This is a genomic window from Pseudomonas sp. Irchel 3A18 (assembly GCF_900187465.1).
Classification (GTDB): domain Bacteria; phylum Pseudomonadota; class Gammaproteobacteria; order Pseudomonadales; family Pseudomonadaceae; genus Aquipseudomonas; species Aquipseudomonas cichorii.
Genome location: NZ_FYDI01000001.1, coordinates 589500 through 614590, shown reverse-complemented (window position 1 = coordinate 614590; position 25091 = coordinate 589500). Strand labels below are relative to the sequence as shown.

The window sequence follows — 25091 nt, the reverse complement described above, 5'->3', positions numbered from 1 at the left end:
TCAGCCCTGCCGCCGCGCCCGGTGGCTACGATAAGTATCCAGGACCACCGCGATCACGATCACGGCACCGGTGATGATGCGTTTGGTGGGCTCCGATGCACCGATCTGCGCAAGACCTGCTGCCAGCACGGAAATGATCAGCACGCCAAAGAAAGTGCTGATAATCGAGCCGCGCCCACCCATCAGGCTGGTTCCGCCAATCACCACCGCCGCGATGACTTGCAGTTCCAGGCCCGCACCGGCATTGGGATCAGCCGCTTCCAGTCGGGATATCTGGAACAGCGCCGCCACACCGGCCAGCAGGCCCATGAGCGAAAACACCAGAATCTTGTAAGGCTTGGGATTGATCCCCGCCAGACGCACGGCTTCTTCGTTGGTGCCGATCCCGATCAGGTAACGACCGAATACCGTGCGCGTCAGCACCGCCTGGGCAATGAAGATCACCAGCAGCGCGATCACGAACGAGGGAGAAATCCCGAAGGCCAACGGGTTGGACAGCCAGGCGAAGGAGTCACCGATGTAGGCCGTGCGCGAATCCGTCATCTGATACGCAACGCCACGCGCCATTTCCAGCACGCCCAACGACACGATAAAGGACGGGATTCGCCATGCGACGGTGATCGAGCCGGTAATGGTGCCCGCCAGGGTTGCGCAAGCGATGCCCAGCAAGGCCGCGGGGAATACGCTCCAGCCCCAGCCCAGAATGGCAACACTCACCGCCGAAGCGGCCAGTGCCAGAACCGAACCCACCGAGAGGTCAATACCACCGATGATCAACACCAGCGTCATGCCCACCGCCAGCACCATCAAGTCCGGAATCTGGTTGGCCAGGGTACTGAAGGTCTGGTATGACAGGAAGTGATCGCTCAGTAGCGAGAACAGTACAATCATCGCCAGCAAGGCGCCCGCCAGCCCGAGGTAAGTGCCGAGGCCGAAATAATTCCGGGCCGCTGAAGGCTGCGTCTGGGAAACAGGGTTATTCATGAGTCATTCCTGGGCGCCGCTTCGCTAAGCAACGCATCACGTTTTTGATAGCCGGCAAAAGCAGCGGCGAGCAGTTGATCCTGAGTCCAGTTGTCGCGCTCGAAGGTATCGATCAGGCGACCTGCCGACAGCACGCCAATGCGGTCACAGATCAACATGAGTTCGCGCAGATCGCTGGACACCACCACCAGCGCTCGCCCCTGGCGAGTCAGTTCGCCCAATAGCGCGTAGATGTCGAACTTGGCTCCCACATCGATACCCCGCGTGGGCTCATCGAACAGCATCACCGGGCAGTCACGCTCCAGCCAGCGACCGATCACTACCTTCTGCTGATTGCCGCCGGAAAGCTCCGAAACCAGTTGCGCCGGGCTGGAGCTGCGGATACGCATGGCCGCGACCTGCCGCTGCGCCAAGGCCAGCTCATCCCGGGCACTGACCACACCGCCGCGAGAGATGGCCGGCATATTGCCCAGCGCGACGTTGGCGCTGATCGACTGCGACATCAGCAGGCCCTCGCCCTTGCGGTCTTCGGTGATCAGCGCAATGCCATGCTCTACGGCATCGGCCGGTGAGCGGATGGTCACCTCACGCAATGGCTGGCCCACTTCGATGCTGCCGGTATCGGCCTTGTCGGCACCGTAGATCAGACGCAAAAGCTCGGTTCGTCCCGCGCCGATCAGGCCGGAAATACCGAAAATCTCGCCGCGGCGAACCTGAAACGAAACGTCCTGCACCTTGCCAGCACGCCCCAGGCCCTTGACCGACAGCGCGACCTCACCAATCTGCCGAGCCCCCATGTCGATGTGCTCACCCAGCTCTCGCCCGACCATCAGCGTGACCAGTTGCTCGCTGTCATAGCGGGCAATAGGCTCCACGCAGACCAGCTTGCCGTCACGCAACACAGCAATGCGCTGGGCGACCCTGGCCAGTTCCTCAAGACGGTGGGAGATATAAATGATCGAGACGCCACGCGCCTGCAGGCGACTGACCTGCTCGAACAGCATCTCGACTTCCCGCGACGTCAGCATCGCGGTCGGCTCATCGAGAATCAGCACATGACAATCGCCTGCCAGGTTACGGGCGATTTCAACCATCTGCTGGTGGCCGATACCAAGATCGCCGACCAGCGTATCCGGGTCGATGGCTTCCAGCCCGACTTGAGCCATGGCCTTGATAGCGTTTTCGCGCAGAACCTTGCGATCGATCCAGCCCAGGCACCGTGGCATGTCATCCAGAAACAGGTTTTCAGCCACCGTCAGGGTCGGCAGCAGGTTCAACTCCTGCATGACCATGCGCACGCCCAGCTTTTCAGCCTGCGTACGGTTTGCCGGCTGATAAGGCTGGCCCTGGAAAGACATCACACCGGCATCCGGCACGACCAGCCCGCCGATGATCTTCGACAAAGTGCTTTTGCCTGCGCCGTTCTCGCCGGTCAAGGCCAGCACTTCGCCGCGCATCAGCGTCAGATCGATATCGCCAAGCACCGGTTGGGCGTAGGTCTTGCCGATACCGCTGATGGACAGAACAGCATCCTGGACAGGTGCTGACATAAGGTTCTCCCGACGCCTGCCCGGTTCAGGCAGGCGCCATTACCAGACAGAGATCAGGGTTTGGTGACGAGTTCGACGGGGGTTTCGATCACGCCATTGACGCTATCGACCGGCTGCTTCCTGACCAGTTTCAAGGCCGCTTCGATACCGAAAACCGCCTGTTTGGCAGCGGACTGATCAGCAGTGGCCAGCACTCGACCATCCTTGAGCATCGGCTTGATGGCGTTGATATTGTCGTAACCGACCACCGCCACCTTACCCGCCTTGCCTGCAGCACGCACCGCCGACACTGCACCCAGCGCCATGTTGTCGTTGCCCGCCAGCAGCGCCTTGAGGTTTGGATACTCATTGAGCATGGCGGCAGCAACGGCGTTGCCCTTGTCGATTTCCCAGTTACCGGACTGCACGGAAACAATCTTCAATTGCGCCGCTTCCATGGCGTCCTTGAAGCCAGCGGTACGTTGCTGGGCATTGGTGGTGGTCGGCACACCTTCAATGATGCCGACTTCATCGCCTGCCTTCAGATCCTTGGCCAGGTACTCACCCACCAGACGAGCGCCCTTGCGGTTATCCGGGCCTACAAAAGGCACTTCGATGTTTTTGCTTTTCAGCACGGAGGCATCAAGCTGGTTATCAATGTTGACGACCTGGATACCGGCATCCATCGCCTTCTTGATCACCGGCACCAGCGCCTTGGAGTCGGCAGGCGCGATGACCAGTGCATCAACCCTGGAGACGATCATCTGCTCGACGATACGGATCTGACTGGCCGTATCGGACTCATCCTTGATGCCGTTGGAAACCAGGTCGAAGTCGTTGGAATGTTCTTTCTGGTAGGCCTTGGCACCCTCTTCCATGGTGCGGAAGAACTCGTTGGCCAGTGATTTCATGACCAGAGCGACCTTGGGCTTTTCAGCCTCCTGCGCATGGACGAAAGAGAGGGGCGTGACTGCCGTGGCGGCAGAGAGAATAGCGGCAGCGAGAAGACGTCCAGCGAATGGCAGCTTCATGAGTTCATCTCCGATGTTGTGATTATTTTTCGGGCGAACGACGCAGGATCGAACATTGGGCTCGATACGCAAACGTTTGCGAGTGAGAACTATGAAGAAAGCGTGCTGCTTTTGTCAATTAACATAAAGCCAGCCGGCAGCACTGCCGACCAAGAGAAAATGCCACTGAAAAGACGGAAAAAAGACAGAAAAATCAATAAACAGCGATACACCCCCAAACACAAGCACCTGATCCTACATAAGAGTTGCGAAAGATCCGACAGTGAAATACTGTATGCCCGTACAGCAACCCAAGGGATCTTTTTTCGTGGCAAGACAAAGCGCAGCAGTGACCCCCTCCCTTCCCGGCTCCTACGAACGCCTTGGCATCCGGGTGCAAAAAATCATCAACTCGACTACCGCCCAGAAAGCCAGGGCTGCCCTGATCTTTCGCCAGCCCGACGAGCCGGAAGACGACTGGGCTCAGTTGCTGGAAGAAATAGCCGAGAACGATAACGTCACCCTCGCCTGGCGCGATGACGGCGGCGTGCAAATTTTCTGGACATTGCCGAAGGAAGACTGACGGCATGATGGTTCGATTTTCTGCCCTGTTCTGCACCACTCTGTTTCTCATTGTTCCACTGACCGTACAAGCCGATGCTCCGCGAACCTTCAGCGAGGCGAAGAAAATCGCCTGGGGCCTCTATGCGCCTCAAGCGACCGAGTTCTATTGCGGGTGCAAATACACTGGCAAGCAGGTCGATCTTGCTGGCTGTGGTTATGTGCCACGCAAGAACGCCAACCGCGCCAAACGCATCGAGTGGGAACATATCGTGCCCGCCTGGCAGATTGGCCACCAACGCCAGTGCTGGCAGGATGGCGGTCGAAAAAACTGCGCAAAGAATGATGACATCTATAAACGTGCCGAAGCCGACTTGCACAATCTGGTGCCGAGCATCGGAGAGGTCAACGGTGACAGGAGCAACTTCAGTTTTGGCTGGCTGCCCGAGCAGAAAGGCCAATACGGTTCCTGCCTGACGCAAGTGGATTTCAAGGCAAAAAAGGTCATGCCACGCCCTTCGATCCGCGGAATGATCGCGCGCACTTACTTCTACATGAGCAAGCAGTACAATTTGCGGCTGTCACGCCAGGATCAGCAGCTCTATCAGGCTTGGAACAAGACTTATCCGGTTCAGGAGTGGGAGCGTCAGCGCAATCAGCGGGTTGCCTGCGTCATGGGCCGCGGTAACGAGTTCGTGGGGCCAGTGAATCTCAAATCCTGTAGCTGAGTCACCTTTATACATCCGTTTGATCAGTTTTCCATGAGTAATCCATGCATATGGATAAGGCCCTTAGCCACTCATCGGACAACTGTTCACCTGGATCCAAAACCCTGTAATTTCCCTCTTCGTGTCCTGCTTGACCCACGACAGTATCTGCCCGAAAGCACTGTAAATACGGGCAGCCTACCGGGCAGGATGCTAGAGACCGCAGTCCGATCAGAACCGTCTGAATTAATTGCAACCCTGTATCGATCTCGAAATGAAGTAGCAATGCCACGTGCATGACGCACGCCCCAGCTACCTGTACTCCCACGTACTCATTTTCAGATGGCGTAGCCCTTACGCCCAACAGGCAGGCATGAATGACAACTCAAACGGAATTTGAAATTCATTATCAGTTCAAGGGCGAAGCTCGCCACTTTCTGCATCAAGCCCTGCTTCTGAGTCAAAGCGACGCCCTTCATATCGCCACGCTGCATGCCGGAGTCGGAACTGTCAGTGACAATGTATCCGCAGGCCCCATACGCACGGCGATCTTGCAGGCGCAGGGCTTTGGTGTGACGCAGGTGCATTGGAAGAAGTGCACTGCAAATATCTGAGCCTTTCTGAAAATGAAACCGGCCCCTCAAGGGCCGGCTTCATCAATGCGCTCAGATCGGGGCGTATTCGCCCGTGCCATCAGGCCAGGGTGTCAACAGCTCGAACCCCGTCTGGGTCACGGCAACCATATGCTCCCACTGGGCGGACAATGACAGGTCACGTGTCAGCACCGTCCAGCCATCGGCCAGGGCCTTGGTTTCCGGCCTGCCGGCGTTGATCATCGGCTCGATGGTAAACACCATTCCCGGCTTGAGCTTGAGGCCCTTGCCAGCAGTGCCGTAGTGCAGAACCTGCGGCTCTTCGTGGTAAGTGCGACCGATGCCATGCCCGCAATACTCGCGCACGACACTAAAGCCTTCGCGGTGTGCAACCGTCTGGATAGCGTGGCCGATATCACCCAGCGTGGCCCCCGGACGTACGGCATGGATACCGGCACATGTGGCTTCATAAGTGGTCTCGACCAGCCGTTTGGCCAGCGGACTGACGTCACCCACTAGGTACATGCGACTGGTGTCGCCATACCAGCCATCCTTGATGACCGCCACATCGATATTGACGATATCGCCGTCCTTGAGAATGTCCGTCGGCGAAGGAATGCCATGGCAGACCACGGCATTGGGGGAAATGCAGGTGGTCTTGGTGAAGCCGTGATAACCCACGTTCGCCGGGATGACTTTCAGCTCTTTCACGATGTATTCGTTGCAGATGTCATCAAGGGCTTCAGTGCTGACACCGGCCTTCACATGCGGCGCAATCATGGCCAATACTTCTGCTGCCATCCGGCCCGCAATGCGCAACTGGACCAGATCCTGTTCGGTCTTGAGCGTGATACCGCGACTCATGAGGCCACCCGCACAACCGACGAGATATCGGATGCCTGAGCAGTCAGCACGGTACCGCCCGCATCTTCGGCACGAATCAGCATCTGACAGATTTCGCTGTAGTTGAGTGTCGGATGAAGCTCGGCAAGCATGCCGATGCGCATCCAGTGCTCAGCCTGGGCGTTGATGGAACGGCTCAAGGCCACGCTGGCCGAGCGCAGATTGGCGTGCATGTGTTCAGAAATCTTTACCAGCCCCATGGCTCACCTCATATGGAATATACGAATCATATATGTTTCGTATATCAGCAAGCAAGCAGGAGGCTGGAAACGCCGACATCAGGCGACAGCGGCTGCACGACACTCGTCGTCATAGAGGGGTTCAGTAAGTGTCATCGAACCGTGTGGCTCATCAAAATTGAATTGACGCAGGGCAGTTGCCAGAGCAAGAAAATCTTCGCGCTGCATCTCGTTGACCAGGATGGCGCAGTGGTGAGTGATCGAACCTTGCAATGCATTCAGGGACATGACAACCTCGTTACCAGATACTGTTCTTATATACAGTATTCATTGAGCAGGCCCCGCACAAGCCTGCTCGCGACGAATGGTCATTCGATGCGTCTCGCAATCACGACCTGGCCAGTGCCTCCAGGCGCTCCCAGTCGCTCACCTCGATATCGATTCCAGCGGCCAGCGACCGGGCGCGCAGCGCATAGCGGCGATCACCGGGAATACGCTCCTGCCCTGCCCCCTGCATCTGCCTGACAAGCTCTTCGCTGCGCTGGGCAAATTGCTGGCCGCTGCCGCCTCTGTCCGGATCGATGACGATAAGCAGTTGTCCGGTCCAGGGTGTCTGGGCACCGGGGTGTTTCGACCAGTCGAATTCAAACGAAAAATTCCCGCCAGTCAGCCCGGCAGCCAGCAGTTCCACCATCATGGACAGTGCCGAGCCCTTGTAGCCACCAAACGGCAACAGTGCCCCGCCATCGAGAATGGCCTTGGGGTCTTCGGTGGGCTGTCCATTGCGATCCACACCCATGCCTGCTGGCAGCATTCGCCCTTCCCGTGCAGCGATCTGCACATCGCCATGGGCGATGGCGCTGGTCGCCAGATCGAACACCACCGGTTCACCCCCGGCACGGGGCGCTGCAAAGGCAATCGGGTTGGTGCCAAACAGCGGTTGTTGCGCACCATGGGGCACGACGCAGGTCATGCTGTTGACCACACTCAGCGCCACAAAGCCTTGTTGGGCAAAGGGTTCGACATCCGGCCATAGCGCTGCGAAATGATGAGAGTTGCGAATGGCCAGAATCCCGATCCCGGCGTTCGCAACCTTTTCGACAAGCAGTGAACGAGCAGCCTCCAGGGCTGGCTGGGCAAAACCGTTGGCAGCATCGACCCTGACGAAGGCCCCGGCAACATCTTCGACCACAGGCACCGTCTGGCCATCGACCCAGCCACTGGCCAGGGACGACAGGTAGCCTGGAATGCGAAAGATGCCGTGGCTGTGAGAGCCATCGCGTTGTGCGCTGGCGCAGTTTTCGGCCAATACGCGAGCGGTCTGCGGCGAAGTACCATGGGCCAGAAATATCTGCTGAAGCAGATCGGCCAACTGCTGATACGAAACGGTTCTGAACTGCTCATTATCACGAGTTGCGGACATCCAGAGCTCCGGTGTCAAGGTTGAAAAAGCAAGTATCGGCGCATCTGAAAATATCGCTGCGTCCTTCGGAAAAACGTCCAGACCGTTTTTTACATCAATGAGAGCCGATCACATTCACGATGAAATACTCCTCTGCCTGATACTCAATAGCCATACATTGTTCTCTACAGTAGACATCAGGAGGTAGAATGCCCCACGGTAAAGACCGGAGAGCCAATGAGCGCCCCCAACCTCAGCGAAGCAGAATATGACGCAATAACCGATGCCGCCGCGCATTGGTGCATGCGCCTGCATGCCGATGACTGCACGGATGCGGAGCGAAAGGTTTTCAATCAATGGCTCAATGCTCATCCACAGCATGCGATCGAATACCAAGCAATGCTGGAGATATGGGATATTTCCGAGCAGGTCACGCCCGCCAATCCGGCCCCGGTTATCGAACTCAAGCCGCAAGCACCCAAGGCTCCGTCCTACCGCAAACGCTCGCGCCGTCACTACGCCGTCGCTGCCACGATTGCTGCCCTGGCGATTCCTCTGGCAGGCATTATCGGCTGGAATCAAGGCTGGATTCCCAACGCTTACGACACCTACGAAACCCTGGACGCCACCCGGGTCGTCACCATGGCCGACGGCAGCCGCGTTGAGCTGAATCTGGGCACGCAACTGACTTACGCCAATTACAAGGATCGGCGCAGCGTCACCCTGAAAAAGGGCGAGGCGTTCTTTGAAGTCAGCCATGACAGCACTCACCCGTTCGTGGTCAGGGCCGGTCAGGGCAGCGTCAAGGTGACGGGCACCCGCTTCAATGTCTGGATGTATCAGGAGCAGGTGCGGGTCATGCTGGTCGACGGTTCGGTGCAGGTCTGCAGCGACCGTTCGCAGCCAGGAGCCGGTTATCGTCTGGAGCCAGGCATGCAGGCCAGTTACAAGCCTGGGGACTTCCAGCCGAAAATCAGTGAAACCCACAGCGGCGACACCAGCCTTGCCTGGCGCAATGGCAAGCTGATCTTCAATGACCTGCCACTGAGCCAGGCATTACCCTTGATCAACCGCTACCTCCAAACGCCGATCCTGCTGGCGGATAACGCCACGGGCGCCATTCGCCTGGGCGGCAGCTATAACACTCAGGACATGTCGAATCTGCTGACCTCCCTGCCCAAAGTGTTGCCGGTATTCGTCACCCGCAATCAGGAAGGCAACCCCGTCCTCAACAAGCGCTCTTCGGCAACGCCCAAAGGCTGATCCTCTTATTGCCGCACTATTTCCTTTGCGACAAATGCAAATGCGAAGCGTTTTCACAGATTTTTGAATAATACCCCGGTATGATCCGGGTGTTCGCGCTGCTTTTTATCGCCCGGAAAACGGCCGTCCTCCTGGCAAAATCACATTTTTATGTTTTTTTTGCGTTCAACGATGAGTTTTTCAGGCGTTCGTTCGTCATTAGTAATGAGTTTCGTTCACAGAACCCAATGAGCCGTATCTGAAAAAGCCTGAAAAGGAGTTTGCATGTTCAATCGTCAAGGAATTACAACCCGCACGATGCTCCGGCAGACGGCCCTTTCTGCCCAGGCAGAATCGCCCGCCGCAGAAACCGATCGCCCCGGCAACGAACATATAAGGCTGCTGCTGAAAAGTTTTGGTCTGCGCACCAGCCTCGTCAGGCTGAAGGTTCTGGATGCGCTGCTGGCTGCCAATGATGAAGGCCAGACCCTGGGAGTACGGGGTGTACACAGCCAGTTGCTGCGACTCGATGTGCCGTTGTCTTTTCTCAGTGTCCGCGAGGTGCTCAAGCGCCTGTGCGATGAAGGCGTGATCAACCTCAACGCAGACAAGACCTACAGCCTGCACCCTCGCGCCTGGGAATGGCTGAACGAATCGAACAAAGATTGACCCCCTTCGATGCGAAGATGCAGGGCAACGAATCTCAGCGCTTGACCTTGCGTCGCATGATGCCGTTCAGAACGACCACGATCACGGCCACGCTGATGGCAATGTACTGGAAGGTCTTCTCACTCAGCACACCCGTGTTCTGCAGGTGTGACAGCCCCAGCATGATCGCCATGACGGACAGGATGATCAGAATGGAGTAAATCAAGCGTTGCTTGTTGGTCATAACGGTTTCCTGAGTTCTCTGGACAGCATTGGCTCTGCGCAAATGCCCGCATATGGTACGCCGATGCGCCGCTTCTGGCACGGCTCCCCCCGCTTCATCACCGCCTCTTTGACAGTCACAAAGCACAATTGAACATTGCCGTGTGAATCACGCATGGTTTAATGCCGCCCCTCAAAGTCGTTTATCGACTGTTCATGACTTGCCAAGGAGTTTCAACATGCCCCATGAAGGCAGCCTGCTACAGGCCGCAGTCGTGTTCCTGCTCGCCGCCGTATTGACCGTTCCGCTGGCCAAACGCCTGCAACTGGGCGCCGTGCTGGGCTATTTATTCGCGGGGGTCATCATCGGTCCTTCAGTACTCAAACTGATCGATAACCCGGAAAGCGTCAGCCATATCTCGGAACTCGGGGTGGTGTTGCTGCTGTTCATCATCGGCCTGGAGCTGTCCCCAAAACGTTTATGGGTGATGCGCAAGGCAGTCTTTGGTGTCGGCATGGCGCAAGTGCTGCTGACCGGTCTGGTGATTGGCTGTGTTGCCCTGCTGGCCTTCGAGCAACCCCTGAATACAGCTGTGGTGCTGGGTCTTGGGCTCGCATTGTCTTCCACCGCTTTCGGCCTGCAAAGCCTGGCCGAGCGCAAGGAGCTGAACAGCCCCCACGGACGCCTGGCGTTTGCCATTCTGCTGTTTCAGGACATCGCGGCCATCCCGCTGATTGCCATGGTTCCGTTGCTGGCCGGCACCAGCCACGAGCAAGAACTCAGCTCCCATGAAAGCCTGCTCCACAGCCTGCAAGTGCTGGGCAGCATCGCGATTGTGGTGGTCGGAGGCCGCTACCTGCTACGCCCGGTGTTTCGCATCGTGGCCAAGACCAAGATTCAGGAAGTGTCCACAGCCACCGCACTCCTGGTGGTCATGGGGACAGCCTGGTTGATGGAGCTGGTGGGCGTGTCCATGGCGCTGGGCGCATTCCTGGCCGGTCTGCTGCTGGCAGACTCCGAGTACCGGCACGAACTCGAAGCGCAGATCGAGCCTTTCAAAGGGCTGTTGCTGGGGCTGTTTTTCATCAGCGTCGGGATGGGTGCCAATATCAGCCTGCTGTTCAGTTCACCGGTGATTGTGCTGGGACTGACCTTTCTGCTGATTGCCCTGAAGTTTCCGCTGCTGTTTTTCATCGGGCGTCTGGCAGGCGGGCTGAGTAAACAGAATGCCCTGAGTCTGGGGCTGGTGCTGGCCGCAGGGGGTGAGTTCGCTTTCGTTGTCTTCAAGATCGGCAACCAGCAAGGCCTGTTCGAGCCCGAGCTGTACGACATTCTGATCCTGGCCATTACTCTCTCAATGGCCATGACGCCGCTGCTGTTCATGGCCATGGCCCGCTGGATCAAGCCCAAGGTCAAGCCTGTCGAGGTGCCGGACGAGTACCGCGATATCAATACCGACAGCCCTCGCGTGGTGATTGCCGGCATGGGCCGTATGGGCCAGATCGTGGCGCGTATTCTGCGGGCGCAGAATATCCCTTTCGTGGCGCTGGATACCGCGGTGGAATCCATCGAGTTCTCGCGCAGCTTCGGCAATGTTCCGGTGTTCTATGGCGACCCGCTGAAGCCGGAAATCCTGCGGGCGGCCAAGGTTCATGAAGCCGAGTTCTTTATCATCGCCACCGATGACCCCGACACCAACATCAAGACCGCCGAGCTGATCCGTAAGCTGTACCCGGACATGAAGATCATCGCCCGCGCGCGTAACCGCCAGCACGTCCATCGCCTGATCGACGTGGGTGCCCAGGCGGTACGTGAAACGTTCTATTCCAGTCTGGAAATGAGCCGTCAGACCTTGCTGGGCCTTGGCTTGAGCCAGGCCCAGGCCGATGCACGGATCAGCCGCTTCAAGCGTCACGACGAACAGGTACTGGCTGCCCAGCATCTGGTGTATGACGACGAAGCCAAGCTTCTGCAAACCGCACGGGAAGCCAGGAAGGAACTGGCGCAGTTGTTCGAGGCAGATCGTCAGGAAGAGGAATCGGGGAAATCCTGATTCGCGACTGAAATCGCTCCTACAGGCGTAGGAGCAAATTCATTCGCGAAAACCTGCTACTCGGCATACGGGCTATCCCAATAGCGCTTGTGCATGCCGAGTTTTTTCTTCAGGCCTTTGGGCAGACGCTTTTCCTGCTTGCTCAGTTTATAGGCCAGCAGCTTGAGGGCGTTGCGTATGAAAGACAGTGGCCACAGCAGAACGCGACGCTTGCCCAGAAAGGCCAGCTCTGATTTCACGTAGCGCATCCCCTCGCCCGCAATGCCGCCAAAGGTTTCGTAGATCCAGGATTCCCGAGACTGGAACACGCCGATATCGAAGTAACGACAAAACTCTTCGCGCAGGCTGTAGTTGTGGGAATGCCTGCACACCGCCGAACCTTCGTAAGCGATTTTCCAGCCGTCGAGCAGCATCCTGGCCGTGACGTACATGTCTTCGGAGAGGATCACATGCCGCGGGAAGCCTCCCGTCGCCAGCAACGCCTCCCGACGATACGCCGCGAAGGAGTTCGACATGAACGGTGTCTTGATGCCAAGCGTTGCAGCATCTTCAAGGGTCTTAATCCGGGAAGTCGGCGGGTAATTGAACAGGCGCGCATGTTGCGCCAGCAGGTTGGCATCCTTGTGGGGCAACTGCCGCCCGCATACTGCGCCTACCTTGGGATCGGCAAACGGCAGCAGGATATTGGCGATGGCGTCGACGTCCTCCACATAGGCATCCTGGGTCATGTAGACGTAGACGTCGTAGTCGGGGTAGCGCTCGACCATCATCTGCCGGGTGCCGCCGTGGTTGAAGTCCTTGCTGTCGATACGGATCACATTGGCACAGCGTGACTGTGCCAGTTCCAGCGTGCCATCCGACGAGCTGGAATCAACGATCAGGGTGTCGAAGGTCGCGGTCTGGGTCGCCAGAGAATCCAGCAGGCGATCCAGATCCTTGCGCCCGTTGTAGGTCGGAATGACACAAGCCACTCTCAAAGACGGCATAACAATACTCCAGAGCAAATTCCTGATGCCCAATCTGTCAGCGTGTTTGAGGGTAGCTCATGCCTCGCCGGACGACCATTTGAATGCAATCAGCCCAGCACTTCACTCAAGGGAATGAAATTGACCCAGTCACCTTCAGCAACCGTGGTGCCTTCACGCACCTCGATCAAGCCGTCGGCCCAGGCCGCACTGCGCAGAACGCCGGAGCTTTGATTGCTGTAGGCCACGGCGCGCCCCAGTTCCAGACGCCCGCGCAGGTATTCGCGACGATTGCCCGCCTTGCGCCAGACGAACCCGGCCGGGACGGGAAACTGCATGGGCGTGACATCTGCAACGCCCTGACGGCGGAGCAGATAGGCGCGAGCCAGCAACGCAAAGGTCACCAGCGTGGACGCCGGATTACCCGGCAGGCCGATCACCGGCACGCCACGGAAATGGCCGAAGGTCAGCGGCTTGCCCGGCTTGATCGCCAGTTTCCACAACGACAGCTCGCCCTCTTCCCGTAGCGCATGGCCGAGGAAGTCCGCTTCGCCTACGGATACGCCGCCCGTGGACAGGATCAGGTCGACCTCGTTGAGCCCCGCCAATGCAGCACGGGTCTTTTCCAGATCGTCCGGCAGAATGCCTGCATCCACGACCTCGCACTCAAGACGCTTCAACCAACTGCACAGCAGCACGCGATTACTGTTGTAGATCTGCCCAGGTCCCAAGGGCTGACCGGGTTCGATCAACTCATCGCCGGTGGAAAGCACGGCCACACGAACCCGGCGTATGACCTCAAGCCCGGCCAGGCCCAGGGATGCCGCGAGCCCCAGTTCGATAGGCCCCAGACGAGTACCCGCTGCCAGCACCTTGTCGCCGACCGTGGTTTCCTGTCCTTGGGGACGGATGTTCTGGCCAGGCTTCAGTGGCTCGGTAAAACGTACGCGCTGGTCCTGCAGGACTTCGGCGTTTTCCTGCATCTCGACGCAATCGGCACCTTCCGGCATGGGAGCGCCGGTGAAGATCCGTGCGCAAGTGCCGGCTGCCAGCGGCTCGGGAGCCTGCCCGGCGAAGATGCGCTGGCTGACGGGCAGCGGCTCGCCGGTCCAGTCCGCCAGACGCAAGGCGTAACCGTCCATGGCGCTGTTGGGCCAGGGCGGCAGGTCGAGGGTGGAAATCAGATCCACCGCCAATACACGCCCCTGGGCTTCGGCCAGCGGAACCCGTTCACGCTCGGTGACGGGCGAGGCTTCTGCCATTTCCAGCAGACGCGCTATGGCTTGTTCGACAGGCATCAGGGCCTGAGGTGCGTTCATGCCCGCTCAACCACGGGTGGCGCAGGGCTCGGCCTGCTTGAGGTGCGGCACGAAATTGCACGGGCGGAAACGCGAATCCAGCTGTTGAGACAGAATCCCGTCCCAGGCCGTACGCACCGCGTTGGTGGAGCCCGGCAGGCAGCAGACCAGCGTACCGTTGGACAGACCGGCCAGCGCCCGGGACTGAATGGTCGAGGTGCCGATATCCGGTACGGAAATCTGCCGGAACAGCTCGCCGAAACCATCGACCTGCTTGTCCAGCAGGCAACTCACGGCTTCCGGGGTGCTGTCACGTCCGGTAAAGCCTGTGCCGCCAGTTATCAGCACAACCTGAACCTGCTCATCGGCAATCCAGGTCGCAACCTGGGCGCGGATCTTGTACAGGTCATCCTTGAGCAGGACGCGCTCTATCAGGCCGTGACCGGCTTCAGTCAGGCGATCGACGAACATCTGCCCCGAGGTATCGTTTTCAAAGGTGCGGGTATCGCTGACGGTCAGGACGGCGATATTCAGGGGTACAAAAGGTGTGTCAGCCTTGGCTTTCATGGCCTCGATCCGGTTGTTAAGGAAACAGGCCGGTGTTATATCACAGCACTCCTTTTTACTGCCCGGTGAGTCTTTGATGAATGTTGGCGTCACATTGCCGAACTGCTCGATCCTGCTGCTGGCCGGAGGTCAGGGGCAACGCATGGGCGGGCGTGACAAAGGCCTTGTGCAATGGCAAGGCGAGCCGCTGATTCAGCACCTGCATCGCCTGACACGTCCCTTGACCGATGACCTGATCATTTCCTGCAATCGTAACCTGGAGCGTTACGCCGCTTACGCCGATCAACTGGTTCAGGACGATAACACCGACTTCTCGGGGCCGCTGGCCGGCATCCGCGCAGCCCTTCCCCTTGCCCGGCACGAATACCTGCTGGTGCTGCCCTGCGACGCACCGCTGATCGATAACGCCTTGCTGCAGGCGCTGCGCAACACCGCGCTGGAACACCCGAATCATCCGGTCATGGTTCGCGAAGGCGAACACTGGCAGCCCCTGCTCTGCATTATCCCGACCCTTCATGCCGAGGCGCTGGAACATGCATGGCAGAGCGGTGAACGCAGCCCGCGCCGGGCCATGGCGCACCTGCAACCTGTGGCCTTGCAACTGGAGACTGGCGACCCGCGGCTTGCCAATCTGAATACTCCCGAATTGCTGAGTCAGATCAATGAACAGGCTCAATAAACTTTTCATGGAACTTGCAGAAGGTGTATACGTCTGAGAGTCATTAACCAAGAGTCCATCCGGAGACACTGTCATGAAACAACGCACTCTTCCTGCCGCCTTTTTGCTGGCACTGGGTATTGCTTCCCTCGCAGGCTGCGCATCGCCAACTGTAATCACTCTGAATGATGGCCGTGAAATCCAGTCCGTGGACACACCTCACTACGATGAAGATTCGGGCTTCTACGAGTTCAAGCAACTCGATGGCAAGCAGACCCGCATCAACAAGGATCAGGTACGTACCGTCAAGGATCTGTAATCCGGACGTGATGTAGAAAAAACCCGCCAGTCGTATTGATGGCGGGTTTTTTATTGGCTCCCTCAATTTCCGTAGGACCGACTTCAGTCGGGAAGGCGGTAGTGAACTGGCAATGAGGGCTGAATGTACTGGCCTCTTCCCGGCTGAAGCCGGTCCTACCTGTGCTTACCAATCAAGTTTCAGCAGACTCTCGAACTGGCGTGGCTCCCCGCTCACCGGGTCGATGAAGCGCAACCCCTGTGCCAGCAGTTTCAATGGCCGGTCGTAATCGTCGACTGCATCCTTGATGACATCGGGATAGAACGGGTCATTGCAGATCGCCGCGCCCAGCGCCGCCATGTGCACGCGCAACTGATGCTTCTTGCCGGTCACCGGATACAGCCCGTAACGCCACAACTCCCCGTTACGCTCGCAGACTTCAATGCGAGTCTCGGTATTACTGGTACCCGGCCCTTCCTGCATGCGGAAAAACGGTTCGCCATCCACCAGCCTACTCTTGTGCAGACGAGGAAATTCGAGTCCGGGCAGCGCAGGTGCAATGGCTTCGTAACGTTTGTCGATCTTGCGAGTGGGAAACAGCGCCTGATAAGCCGAGCGGCTTTGCTTGTTGGCCGAAAACAGCACCAGCCCCGCGGTATGCCGGTCGATGCGGTGCAGCGGAACCAGGTCCGGGTTGCCCAATCGATGAATCAGACGCCGCAGCAGGGTTTGCTCGACATATTCGCCAGCAGGCGTAACCGGCAGGAACGGGGGCTTGTCGGCCACGACCAGATGCTCATCGGCATACAGAATCGTTTCCACGACCGGGATCGGCGTTTCGTTCGGGACTTCGCGAAAATAGTGAATCTTCAGGCCTTCCCGATAAGCCAGATCGGGGGAGACGGGCATGCCGTTGCCATCCAGCACCCTGCCACGGGCGATGCGGTCCAGCCACTGCTCACGGCTGATGGCCGTGAATCGCGCGCACAGGCAGTCGAGTACCGTCGCCCAGGGGCCAGGCGGCAGATAGAGGGTACTGGCTTGGTTATGGGCGGCAACAAAAACGGACTCGGACATGCGCGGATCTGACACTCGTGAAGATGCAGGAACAACGGACGTGCATTATCCCTCAAGGGCTTGATCCTCGCTATGCGGGCGATAACCGCACCAAATTCCTGCAAGGCCGGAGATAGAACCTGCAGCACTTTGAACCATCTGGTACATTTTGCCGAAAATGTTTGCCCGACACCGGGCAGTGACGCCAGAACAAGAGACAGAAAGTCATGACCCAGATTGAAAGACCGTCCATTCTCGCGGGCCTGATCGGCTCAGGTATCCAGGCCTCACGAACACCGTCGATGCATGAACATGAAGGCGATGCCCAGGGTTTGCGCTATCTGTATCGGCTGATAGATATCGACGCCCTCAAGCTGGATATCAACGCACTGCCGCGCCTGCTGGAAGGCGCCCAGAACACGGGGTTCACAGGCCTCAATATCACCTTCCCCTGCAAACAGGCCGTCATTCCTCTGCTGGACGAACTGTCCGACGAGGCTCGCGGCATTGGCGCAGTCAACACCGTGGTCTTCAAGGATGGCAAGCGTATCGGCCATAACACCGACTGCCTGGGCTTTGCCGAAGGTTTGCAGCGCGGTCTGGCTCAGGCTCCGCGTCAACATGTGGTGCAGATGGGCGCTGGAGGTGCCGGCGCTGCCGTGGCCCATGCGTTGCTCAGTGCAGGCGTGCAACGCTTGAGTGTGTTCGAGGTAGAGCCTGAACGCGCCCGAGGCCTGGTCGATAACCTCAATACGTTTTTCGGCGCAGGCCGGGCTCAGGTGGGCATCGATCTGCCAGGGGCAATGGCCGAAGCCGACGGGCTGGTCAATACCACACCTGTGGGCATGGCCAAATTGCCCGGTACGCCCTTGCCGGTAGAACTGCTGCGCCCCGAACTCTGGGTGGCCGAAATCATTTACTTCCCGCTGGAAACCGAACTGCTCAAACATGCCCGCGCACTGGGCTGCCGCACTCTCGACGGCTCGACCATGGCCGTGTTTCAGGCGGTGAAAGCATTCGAGCTGTTCAGTGGTCGCCCTGCCGATGCAGAGCGCATGATGGACCACTTCCACAGCCTGTAAGACTCAACGTTTGAGGTAACTCAGGACAGCGTCGCAGATCATGGTCTTGTGACGCTTCTTGACATCATCGCTCCACAGTTCGATCTGGAAAATCTCGCTGAACGTGTGGCGGTTGGAAATGCGATAGAAGCAGAACGAGCTGATCATCAGGTGCAGGTCCACCGGATGGACACCTTCGCGGAACAGCCCCATGGACTCGCCGCGTCGCAAAATATCGTCCAGCGCACGAATGATGTTCTGGCTCTTGGCCTGAATCGAATCGGACTGTTTGACGTTCTCGCCATTATGTATGTTTTCGATGCAGACAATCCGCACGAAATCGACATTGCGGTCATGGTGGTCGAAGGTGAATTCCACGACTCGATGGATGGCTTCCACCGGCTCAAGCTCGCCCAGGTTCAACTGGCTTTCGGTGGTGCGGATATCGCCGTAGAGCTTTTCCAGCACTTCAACGTACAGTTGCTCCTTGCTACCGAAGTAGTAATAGATCATCCGTTTCGACGTCTTGGTGCGCTCGGCGATGGCATCGACTCGCGCCCCGGTCAACCCATAGGCAACGAACTCGACGATGGCCGCCTGCAGGATATCCTCGCGGGTTTTCTCCGGATTGTTCTTGCGGCTCTTGCGCAGCGCATCGACGGGCTCGACGGCAGCGGAGTCGGCAGTTTTTTTCATTATTCGCTCACGACCACGGTTGAATTCCGGATTATGAAGCGCGTAATGGATCGAGGGAAGCTGCGCAGCACTCCTGCACTGCGCAGCCCGGCAGCTGGCGTCAGAGACGCGCCTGACGCGCCGCCACGTTACGGGCCTTGGCCATGGCCGCAAGACGCACCGGAACGTTGGCCGCGCCATATCCGACGTAATCGTTCTTGCGTTGCAGGATCTCGAAGAAGAAACGCCCGTCAAAGGCATCGGTGTAGACATGGAACAGCTCGCCGCCCTGGGCATCACGGTCGTACAGCACGTTGTAATACGCCAGTTCGCTGAGGAATTCGTCATCGAAGTCGAAGCGTGCGGCCAGGTCGTCGTAATAGTTGAGCGGGATATCCAGCAACGGGACGCCTGCCTCCTTGGCGCGGCTGACCTCGGCGAAAATGTCTTCGCACGAAAACGCGATGTGATGCACGCCGGAGCCACGATAACTCGACAGAGCATGGGATATCGCCGTGTTGCGGTTTTCCGAAATGTTCAGCGGCAGACGGATCGTACTGCACCGGCTGCGCAACGCACGGCTTTTGACCAGCCCGTAAGGGTCAGGCAGCACCACTTCGTCATCGGCCTCGAAATCCAGCAGGCTCTTGTAGAACAGCACCCAACTGTCGAGGCTGTCTGCCGGCAGAGCCATGGCCATGTGGTCAATGCGCTGCAGGCCGCCATGATCCCTGGTCTTGGGGTCAACGATAAAGTCGATGTCGTAGATCGACTGGCCAGGCTCTGCGCCCTGAACCAGATAAATCAGGCTGCCATCGGGCGCACGCACCGAAGGGATTTCCCGCTCGTTCGGCCCGACCAACCCACGGTAGGGCTGGCCCTTGAACGCTCGCGCACGCTCCAGCGCCCTGTTGCCATCATCCACTCGCAAGGCAGTGGCGCACAACGAAGGGCCATGGGCCTCGAAAAAGCTGTGGGCAAAGGAATAGGGTTCGGCATTGAGCACAATCTTGATATCACCCTGACCCAGCAGGCTCACCGCCTTGGAGCGATGCTGCCCCAGACGGGCGAAACCGAGACGTTCCAGCCAGCCGGACAATCGTGCGCCCTGAGTCTCGTCAACCGCGAACTCAAGGAACTCGACGCCACTGTACGTGCTGGCAGGCGGCGGGTTGAACAGGATTTCGGAAGCCACCGGCTCAGCCTCACGGGCCAGAAGCTCGCGGGTTTTCTCTTCCAGATAGAGCAATGAGCGGAAACCATCGGCGGCGTTGGCGCGGGTTGGTGCAGCCCGAAAACCATCATTGAAGACTTCCAGCGACAAAGGCCCGGTGTAGCCACTGCGCAGGATCGGCGCCAGAAAGCCTGGCAGGTCGAATTCGCCCTGCCCGGGGAAGCAGCGAAAATGTCGGCTCCACTCCAGCACGTCCATGGCCAGGATTGGCGCATCGGCCATTTGCACGAAAAATATCTTGTCGCCGGGAATCTGGGCGATGGCACCTGGATCGCCCTTGAGCGAAAGCGTATGGAAACTGTCGAGCAATACACCCAAAGCCGGGTGATCGACCTGACGCACAAGATTCCAGACCTGTTGCCAGGTATTCACATGACGCCCCCAGGCCAGGGCTTCGTAGCCCACCCGCAGGTTACGGGCACCGGCACGCTCGGCCAGCAGGCCCAGGTCATCGAGAAGGATATTTTCATCGCCCACCGAGTCGGCGGCGGCATTGCTGCAGACCAGCACCAGGTCGGTGCCCAGTTCCTGCATCAGATCGAATTTGCGTTCGGCACGGTCGACATTACGCTGAAGCCGGTCACGGCGGCAGCCTTCAAAATCACGAAACGGCTGGAACAGAGTGATGGCGATACCCAGGTCGGCGCAGATCTGCCTGACGTTGCGCGGGCTGCCGTCGTAATACAAAAGGTCGTTCTCGAAGATTTCTACCCCGTCGAAACCGGCTGCAGCAACGGCTTCGAGCTTTTCAGGCAGAGTACCGCTCAGGGATACGGTGGCAATAGAACGCTGCATGCTTTGAGCTCCTGGATGAGCACAACCTCTTCGGGTCGTGACTGGATAGCACCGCATTCTCGGCCTGAATCGGCCTCATTAGAGGGGTGCGAGTAAAGTATTTCCCTGTCAAAATGCCAGATCAACATAAAGTGTACGAACTGGTTAGTTTTGCGTTCGATTATCGAACAAAAGCCATTTTCCTCGATTGACGCTGTTTCGATCAGTCCTCACCATCTGCCACACATTGCAGGATCACCGCGTGTCCGTTTTTCGCTTCACGGCAACAAACCCATAACAATTTCAAAAAACAGGAATATTGCTCATGTCTACCCTCCTTGCGCCGTCCGCTCTCACCTCGACACGCCCTTACCGGTCACTGGACCGACGATACCAGCAGGTCGTTCACGCGACCCGACCTGTCGACGCCTGAATCAACCCAGCGCACTCGAAGGGTTGAGCCTGTAAGATGCCGGCCCGTTGAATCGTTCAGAAGATGCCGTGAGCAACCGGCCACGGGCATAACGGTTCGACGATCTCACTTTTACAGGTACAGCGCCTGAGTCGAGTGGACTTCTCAATTCCGACTGTAGCGAACTGCACAGTCTTGGAACGGATGGTTAGAACATCATGATCAACACCCAAACCAACCCAGCCGCCCGGGCTGCCCGGGCGGGCATCGGCGAAAAGATTCGTGGCGCCATGGCCGTGGGCAAGACCCGCTGGGGCATGCTTGCCCTGGTGTTCTTTGCAACCACCCTGAACTACATAGACCGTGCAGCACTCGGTGTCATGCAGCCGATCCTGGCCAAGGAAATGAGCTGGACGGCGATGGACTACGCCAACATCAACTTCTGGTTCCAGGTCGGTTATGCGGTGGGCTTCATACTGCAAGGCCGGTTCATTGACCGGGTCGGCGTCAAGCGTGCTTTCTTCCTGGCCGTGCTGCTCTGGAGCCTGGCCACCGGCGCCCACGGCCTGGCGACATCCGCTGTCGGCTTCATGATCTGCCGCTTCATTCTGGGCCTGACCGAAGCTGCCAACTACCCCGCCTGCGTCAAGACCACACGCCTGTGGTTCCCGGCCGGGGAACGTGCAGTGGCCACCGGCATCTTCAACGCCGGGACCAATGTCGGCGCCATGCTGACCCCTGCCCTGCTGCCATTGATCCTGACCATCTGGGGCTGGCAGGCCGCGTTCATGGCCATGGGCTCGCTCGGTCTGTTCTGGGTCATCATCTGGCGCCTGAAGTATTACAACCCCGAAGAACACCCGACCCTGAGCAAGAGTGAACTGGACTACATCAACCAGGAAGTCGAGCCAGAGCCGGTCAAGGTGCCTTTCTCACATATCCTGAAGATGCGCGGCACCTGGGCGTTCGCCGTGGCCTATTCCCTGACCGCTCCAGTGTTCTGGTTCTACCTGTACTGGCTGCCGCCGTTTCTCAATCAGCAATACAACCTGGGCATCAGCGTCACGCAAATGGGTATCCCGCTGATCCTGATCTGGCTGACCGCCGACGTGGGCAGCATTGGTGGCGGCATCCTGTCCTCATGGCTGATCGGACGTGGTGTACGGGCAACCACCGCACGCCTGATATCGATGCTGATCTTCGCCATCACCATCTGCAGCGTGATCTTTGCCGCCAATGCCAGCGGATTGTGGGTTGCCGTACTGGCCATTTCGGTAGCGGTCGGTGCGCATCAGGCCTGGACGGCGAATATCTGGAGTCTGGTGATGGACTACACGCCCAAGCACATGATGAGCACCGTATTCGGCTTCGGCGGGATGTGTGCGGCCGTCGGCGGGATGTTCATGACCCAGTTGGTCGGCGCGGTCCTCACTGCCACCAATAACAACTACAGCGTGCTGTTCACCATGATCCCGGCGATGTACTTCATTGCCCTGACCTGGATGTTCTTCATGGCACCCCGCAAGGTGCCGAAGATCAGCGAGTAATAGAACGGCCACCTGTCAAACGCAACATCCGTAGGAATTTATTCGCGAGACGCCCGTACATCCGAAAAAAATGTATCGCCGTCAATGACGTCTCGCGGATAGATCCGCTCCTGCTCACCCCTTGCTACGCTGCTGCCACGCCGCAGCAAGCCCGCTCAGGCAGATGATCACGATGCCGACCTGGGCGATGGGTGACGGCATATGGTCGAAGACCATGAACCCCAGAAGGCCCGCAAAGACAATCTGGCAGTAACTGAACGGCGCCAGGATAGCCGGCGCGGTGAAGCGGAATGCCTGGGTCAGCAGCAAATGAGCGGACATCCCGCACGCCCCCAACGCCAATAGAAACGGCCAGTGCTTGAGCTCAGGCGTCTGCCAGAAAAACGGCACCAGCGCGCTCATCAGCAAGGTATTGAACAGACCGGCAAAGAAGTTGCTGGTGGTCGGGCTGTCGTACGGGCTGACCAGACGAGTCAGCAGTTGATAGATCGCAAAGCACAAGGCCGAAGACAGCGGCAGCAGAATCGCCGGAGTAAAGAGTTCACCGCCCGGGTGAATGATCACGATCACCCCCGAAAACCCCACCACCACCGCCAGCCATTGGCCCCGCGTGACACGCTCCTTCAATAATGGCACCGACAAGGCCGTGACCAGCAACGGCGCAAGAAAGTTGACCGCCGTGGCTTCAGCCTGGGGGATGAACATCAGGCTGCTGGTAAACAACAGGCTGGTACCCAGCAGGGCCAGCGCACGCAAGACCTGAAAGCCCGGTCGCTTGGTGCGCAACACCCGCAGCCCCGCCGACGGCATGAAAATGAACGCCATGAGCAGCGTATGAACCAGATAGCGCGCCCAGACCACCAGAATGATCGGATAGAAGCCGGAAAGGTATTTGGAGAGCGTGTCATGGCTGGCGAACAGAAAGGTCGCCAGCAGGATCAGGCCAATTCCCTTGAGGGGTTGATTGATACCGGATAGCGGCGTGCTGGTAGTGCTCATCGGGCTTCCTTGTTCTGGCATGCAACTGAAGAATATTCACGCGCCTCGCCCAGCGGGGCCGCAATCATTTTTGAGTGAGCATCGCAGGCAGTAATCGGGGCGTCTCGTTAAAATGTTCTAACCAGTTAATTTTTGGTCGATAATCGCACGAAATAGCATTTTTCCAATTGCAGACGCTTCTTTGGTCTTTACTATCAGAGCCAGTTGTACTGCCCACAAATAATGATAAGAAGGCTCCTACCTCATGCGCTTGAAATCCAACTGCAAAATCCTTTGCGGCTTTTCTGCGGCTATCACAGCCAGTCTCACTCCCACCTTCAGCCAGGCGGCAGGCTTCGTCGATGATGCCAAGGTGGGCTTGAACCTACGCAACTTCTTTATCAACCGCAACTTCGTCGACCCTGACAACGCCCAGAACGGCGCTCAGGAATGGACCCAGAACTTCATTCTCGACGCCCGCTCCGGCTTCACCCAGGGCACCGTCGGCTTTGGCGTCGATGTACTGGGGCTCTACTCCCTCAAGCTTGACGGCGGTAAAGGTTCCGGCGGTACACAACTGCTGCCGATACATGGTGACGGACGCCCCGCCGATGATTTCGGACGACTGGGCGTTGCGGCCAAGGCGCGCTTTTCCAAGACCGAGCTGAAAGTCGGCGAATGGATGCCGGTGCTGCCCATCCTGCGCTCCGACGATGGCCGTTCGCTGCCACAGACCTTCCGTGGCGGACAGATCACCTCGAAGGAAATCGACGGCCTGACACTCTACGGCGGCCAGTTCCGCGCCAACAGCCCGCGTAACGACGCAAGCATGGAAGACATGTCGATGCAGGGTCGCGGGGCATTTACCTCCGACCGGTTCAACTTCGGCGGCGGCGAATACACCTTCAATGAAAAACGCACACTGGTCGGCCTCTGGTACGCCCAGCTCGAAGATATCTACCAGCAACAGTACCTCAATGTGGTCCACAGCCAGCCGCTGGGCAAATGGGTACTGGGTGCCAACCTTGGTTTCTTCAACGGCAAGGATGACGGCCAGTCACTGGCCGGCGACATGGACAACAAGACCTGGTCGGCCATGCTCTCGGCCCGCTACGGCGGCAACACTTTCTACCTCGGCCTGCAGAAAGTCAGCGGCGACAGCGCCTGGATGCGGGTCAATGGCACCAGTGGCGGCACCCTGGCCAACGACAGCTACAACTCCAGCTTTGAAAACGCCAAGGAACGTTCCTGGCAGTTGCGCCATGACTACGACTTCGCCGCACTCGGCGTGCCCGGCCTGACCCTGATGAACCGCTACATCAGTGGCGAAAACGTGCACACAGGCACCATCACCAATGGCGAAGAATGGGCTCGGGAATCGGAGCTGGCTTATGTCTTCCAGAGCGGCTCGTTCAAGAATCTGTCCGTCAAATGGCGCAACTCCAGCATGCGCCGCGATTACAGCACCAACCAGTTCGACGAGAACCGCCTGATCGTCAGCTATCCGTTGTCGCTGCTCTGACAGACAAAGGCC

26 protein-coding genes are annotated in these 25091 nt (G+C 58.3%); 11 read left to right on the top strand and 15 right to left on the bottom strand.

Annotated features, from left to right (window positions below; genetic code table 11):
- Genes CKW23_RS02585 through CKW23_RS02575 form a run of 3 tightly spaced genes read right to left on the bottom strand, consistent with a single transcriptional unit; the run spans nucleotide 1 to nucleotide 3544 of the window.
- Complete coding sequence (locus CKW23_RS02585; RefSeq protein ID WP_025260468.1) at nucleotides 1-984, bottom strand: ABC transporter permease; 984 nt, start codon at nucleotides 982-984, stop codon at nucleotides 1-3.
- On the bottom strand, nucleotides 981-2534 hold the full coding sequence (locus tag CKW23_RS02580) for a sugar ABC transporter ATP-binding protein (protein WP_025260469.1): 1554 nt from the start codon (nucleotides 2532-2534) through the stop codon (nucleotides 981-983). Before CKW23_RS02580 ends, CKW23_RS02585 begins: the two co-directional genes overlap by 4 nt.
- 53 nt (nucleotides 2535-2587) lie before the next feature.
- A complete protein-coding gene (locus CKW23_RS02575) occupies nucleotides 2588-3544 on the bottom strand; it encodes a sugar ABC transporter substrate-binding protein (RefSeq protein WP_025260470.1) in 957 nt (318 codons plus the stop codon).
- Between the two features lie 307 nt (nucleotides 3545-3851).
- Here CKW23_RS02575 and CKW23_RS02570 point away from each other — a divergent pair, with 307 nt between their 5' ends.
- The 3 genes from CKW23_RS02570 (at nucleotide 3852) to CKW23_RS02560 (ending at nucleotide 5405) form a co-directional block, all read left to right on the top strand.
- A complete protein-coding gene (locus tag CKW23_RS02570; RefSeq protein ID WP_025260471.1) occupies nucleotides 3852-4106 on the top strand; it encodes a DUF1654 domain-containing protein in 255 nt (84 codons plus the stop codon).
- 7 nt (nucleotides 4107-4113) lie between these two features.
- A complete protein-coding gene (locus tag CKW23_RS02565; protein WP_371856543.1) occupies nucleotides 4114-4812 on the top strand; it encodes an endonuclease in 699 nt (232 codons plus the stop codon).
- A gap of 356 nt (nucleotides 4813-5168) precedes the next feature.
- A complete protein-coding gene (locus tag CKW23_RS02560) occupies nucleotides 5169-5405 on the top strand; it encodes a DUF6555 family protein (RefSeq protein WP_025260505.1) in 237 nt (78 codons plus the stop codon).
- Nucleotides 5406-5456: 51 nt separating this feature from the next.
- On the opposite strand, the gene map is transcribed toward CKW23_RS02560, so the two are convergent.
- From map to CKW23_RS02540, 4 genes are all read right to left on the bottom strand, one after another.
- Nucleotides 5457-6248, bottom strand: a complete 792-nt coding sequence (gene map / locus CKW23_RS02555) for a type I methionyl aminopeptidase (RefSeq protein ID WP_025260506.1) — start codon at nucleotides 6246-6248, stop codon at nucleotides 5457-5459.
- Nucleotides 6245-6487, bottom strand: coding sequence for a ParD-like family protein (locus CKW23_RS02550; RefSeq protein WP_025260507.1), 243 nt, complete (start codon nucleotides 6485-6487; stop codon nucleotides 6245-6247). Before CKW23_RS02550 ends, map begins: the two co-directional genes overlap by 4 nt.
- Before the next feature lie 78 nt (nucleotides 6488-6565).
- Entirely contained in the window at nucleotides 6566-6754 is a 189-nt protein-coding gene (locus CKW23_RS02545; protein ID WP_025260508.1) for a hypothetical protein, read from the bottom strand.
- Nucleotides 6755-6854: 100 nt separating this feature from the next.
- Nucleotides 6855-7889 carry an Ldh family oxidoreductase gene (locus CKW23_RS02540; RefSeq protein WP_025260509.1) on the bottom strand — a complete coding sequence of 345 codons (1035 nt, stop codon included), beginning with the start codon at nucleotides 7887-7889 and terminating at the stop codon, nucleotides 6855-6857.
- Nucleotides 7890-8105: 216 nt separating this feature from the next.
- Here CKW23_RS02540 and CKW23_RS02535 point away from each other — a divergent pair, with 216 nt between their 5' ends.
- On the top strand, nucleotides 8106-9131 hold the full coding sequence (locus CKW23_RS02535; RefSeq protein WP_025260510.1) for a FecR family protein: 1026 nt from the start codon (nucleotides 8106-8108) through the stop codon (nucleotides 9129-9131).
- Between the two features lie 264 nt (nucleotides 9132-9395).
- The gene (locus CKW23_RS02530) at nucleotides 9396-9779 is read left to right on the top strand and encodes a Fe2+/Zn2+ uptake regulation protein (RefSeq protein ID WP_025260511.1); all 384 of its coding nucleotides are present in this window, start codon (nucleotides 9396-9398) and stop codon (nucleotides 9777-9779) included.
- Between the two features lie 34 nt (nucleotides 9780-9813).
- Here CKW23_RS02530 and CKW23_RS02525 read toward each other — a convergent pair whose 3' ends face one another.
- The gene (locus CKW23_RS02525; RefSeq protein WP_025260512.1) at nucleotides 9814-10002 is read right to left on the bottom strand and encodes a hypothetical protein; all 189 of its coding nucleotides are present in this window, start codon (nucleotides 10000-10002) and stop codon (nucleotides 9814-9816) included.
- Nucleotides 10003-10219: 217 nt separating this feature from the next.
- On the opposite strand from CKW23_RS02525, the gene CKW23_RS02520 reads away from it, so the two are divergent.
- Nucleotides 10220-12034: a monovalent cation:proton antiporter-2 (CPA2) family protein gene (locus CKW23_RS02520; protein WP_095066976.1), complete on the top strand. Its 1815-nt coding sequence runs from the start codon at nucleotides 10220-10222 to the stop codon at nucleotides 12032-12034.
- Nucleotides 12035-12090: 56 nt separating this feature from the next.
- Here CKW23_RS02520 and CKW23_RS02515 read toward each other — a convergent pair whose 3' ends face one another.
- The 3 genes from CKW23_RS02515 to moaB all read right to left on the bottom strand — a co-directional run bounded on the left by CKW23_RS02515 (nucleotide 12091) and on the right by moaB (nucleotide 14864).
- Nucleotides 12091-13020, bottom strand: a complete 930-nt coding sequence (locus CKW23_RS02515) for a glycosyltransferase family 2 protein (protein WP_025260514.1) — start codon at nucleotides 13018-13020, stop codon at nucleotides 12091-12093.
- Between the two features lie 89 nt (nucleotides 13021-13109).
- Entirely contained in the window at nucleotides 13110-14318 is a 1209-nt protein-coding gene (gene glp, locus CKW23_RS02510) for a gephyrin-like molybdotransferase Glp (RefSeq protein ID WP_025260515.1), read from the bottom strand.
- Between the two features lie 6 nt (nucleotides 14319-14324).
- Nucleotides 14325-14864, bottom strand: coding sequence for a molybdenum cofactor biosynthesis protein B (gene moaB, locus CKW23_RS02505; protein WP_025260516.1), 540 nt, complete (start codon nucleotides 14862-14864; stop codon nucleotides 14325-14327).
- A 76-nt stretch (nucleotides 14865-14940) separates the two neighbouring features.
- Between moaB and mobA the strand changes: the two genes are divergently transcribed.
- Both mobA and CKW23_RS02495 read left to right on the top strand, forming a co-directional pair.
- A complete protein-coding gene (gene mobA / locus CKW23_RS02500) occupies nucleotides 14941-15543 on the top strand; it encodes a molybdenum cofactor guanylyltransferase MobA (protein ID WP_025260517.1) in 603 nt (200 codons plus the stop codon).
- A gap of 73 nt (nucleotides 15544-15616) precedes the next feature.
- On the top strand, nucleotides 15617-15841 hold the full coding sequence (locus CKW23_RS02495; RefSeq protein WP_025260518.1) for a YgdI/YgdR family lipoprotein: 225 nt from the start codon (nucleotides 15617-15619) through the stop codon (nucleotides 15839-15841).
- Between the two features lie 165 nt (nucleotides 15842-16006).
- Here the strand turns inward: CKW23_RS02495 and CKW23_RS02490 are convergent, their stop codons facing one another.
- On the bottom strand, nucleotides 16007-16897 hold the full coding sequence (locus CKW23_RS02490) for a pseudouridine synthase (protein ID WP_025260519.1): 891 nt from the start codon (nucleotides 16895-16897) through the stop codon (nucleotides 16007-16009).
- A gap of 206 nt (nucleotides 16898-17103) precedes the next feature.
- On the opposite strand from CKW23_RS02490, the gene CKW23_RS02485 reads away from it, so the two are divergent.
- Nucleotides 17104-17958 carry a shikimate dehydrogenase gene (locus CKW23_RS02485; RefSeq protein ID WP_025260520.1) on the top strand — a complete coding sequence of 285 codons (855 nt, stop codon included), beginning with the start codon at nucleotides 17104-17106 and terminating at the stop codon, nucleotides 17956-17958.
- 3 nt (nucleotides 17959-17961) lie between these two features.
- Here CKW23_RS02485 and CKW23_RS02480 read toward each other — a convergent pair whose 3' ends face one another.
- Together CKW23_RS02480 and quiC are read right to left on the bottom strand one after the other, a co-directional pair.
- Nucleotides 17962-18633 (bottom strand): TetR family transcriptional regulator, encoded by a 672-nt coding sequence (locus CKW23_RS02480; RefSeq protein ID WP_025260521.1) that lies wholly within the window; start codon nucleotides 18631-18633, stop codon nucleotides 17962-17964.
- A gap of 100 nt (nucleotides 18634-18733) precedes the next feature.
- Complete coding sequence (gene quiC / locus CKW23_RS02475; RefSeq protein ID WP_095066975.1) at nucleotides 18734-20641, bottom strand: 3-dehydroshikimate dehydratase QuiC; 1908 nt, start codon at nucleotides 20639-20641, stop codon at nucleotides 18734-18736.
- A gap of 609 nt (nucleotides 20642-21250) precedes the next feature.
- Here quiC and CKW23_RS02470 point away from each other — a divergent pair.
- Nucleotides 21251-22579 carry an MFS transporter gene (locus CKW23_RS02470; protein WP_025260523.1) on the top strand — a complete coding sequence of 443 codons (1329 nt, stop codon included), beginning with the start codon at nucleotides 21251-21253 and terminating at the stop codon, nucleotides 22577-22579.
- 114 nt (nucleotides 22580-22693) lie between these two features.
- On the opposite strand, the gene CKW23_RS02465 is transcribed toward CKW23_RS02470, so the two are convergent.
- Nucleotides 22694-23578, bottom strand: a complete 885-nt coding sequence (locus CKW23_RS02465; RefSeq protein WP_025260524.1) for a DMT family transporter — start codon at nucleotides 23576-23578, stop codon at nucleotides 22694-22696.
- Between the two features lie 244 nt (nucleotides 23579-23822).
- Here CKW23_RS02465 and CKW23_RS02460 point away from each other — a divergent pair, with 244 nt between their 5' ends.
- Nucleotides 23823-25079, top strand: coding sequence for an OprD family porin (locus tag CKW23_RS02460; protein ID WP_025260525.1), 1257 nt, complete (start codon nucleotides 23823-23825; stop codon nucleotides 25077-25079).
- The last annotated feature ends 12 nt before the right edge of the window (nucleotides 25080-25091 follow it).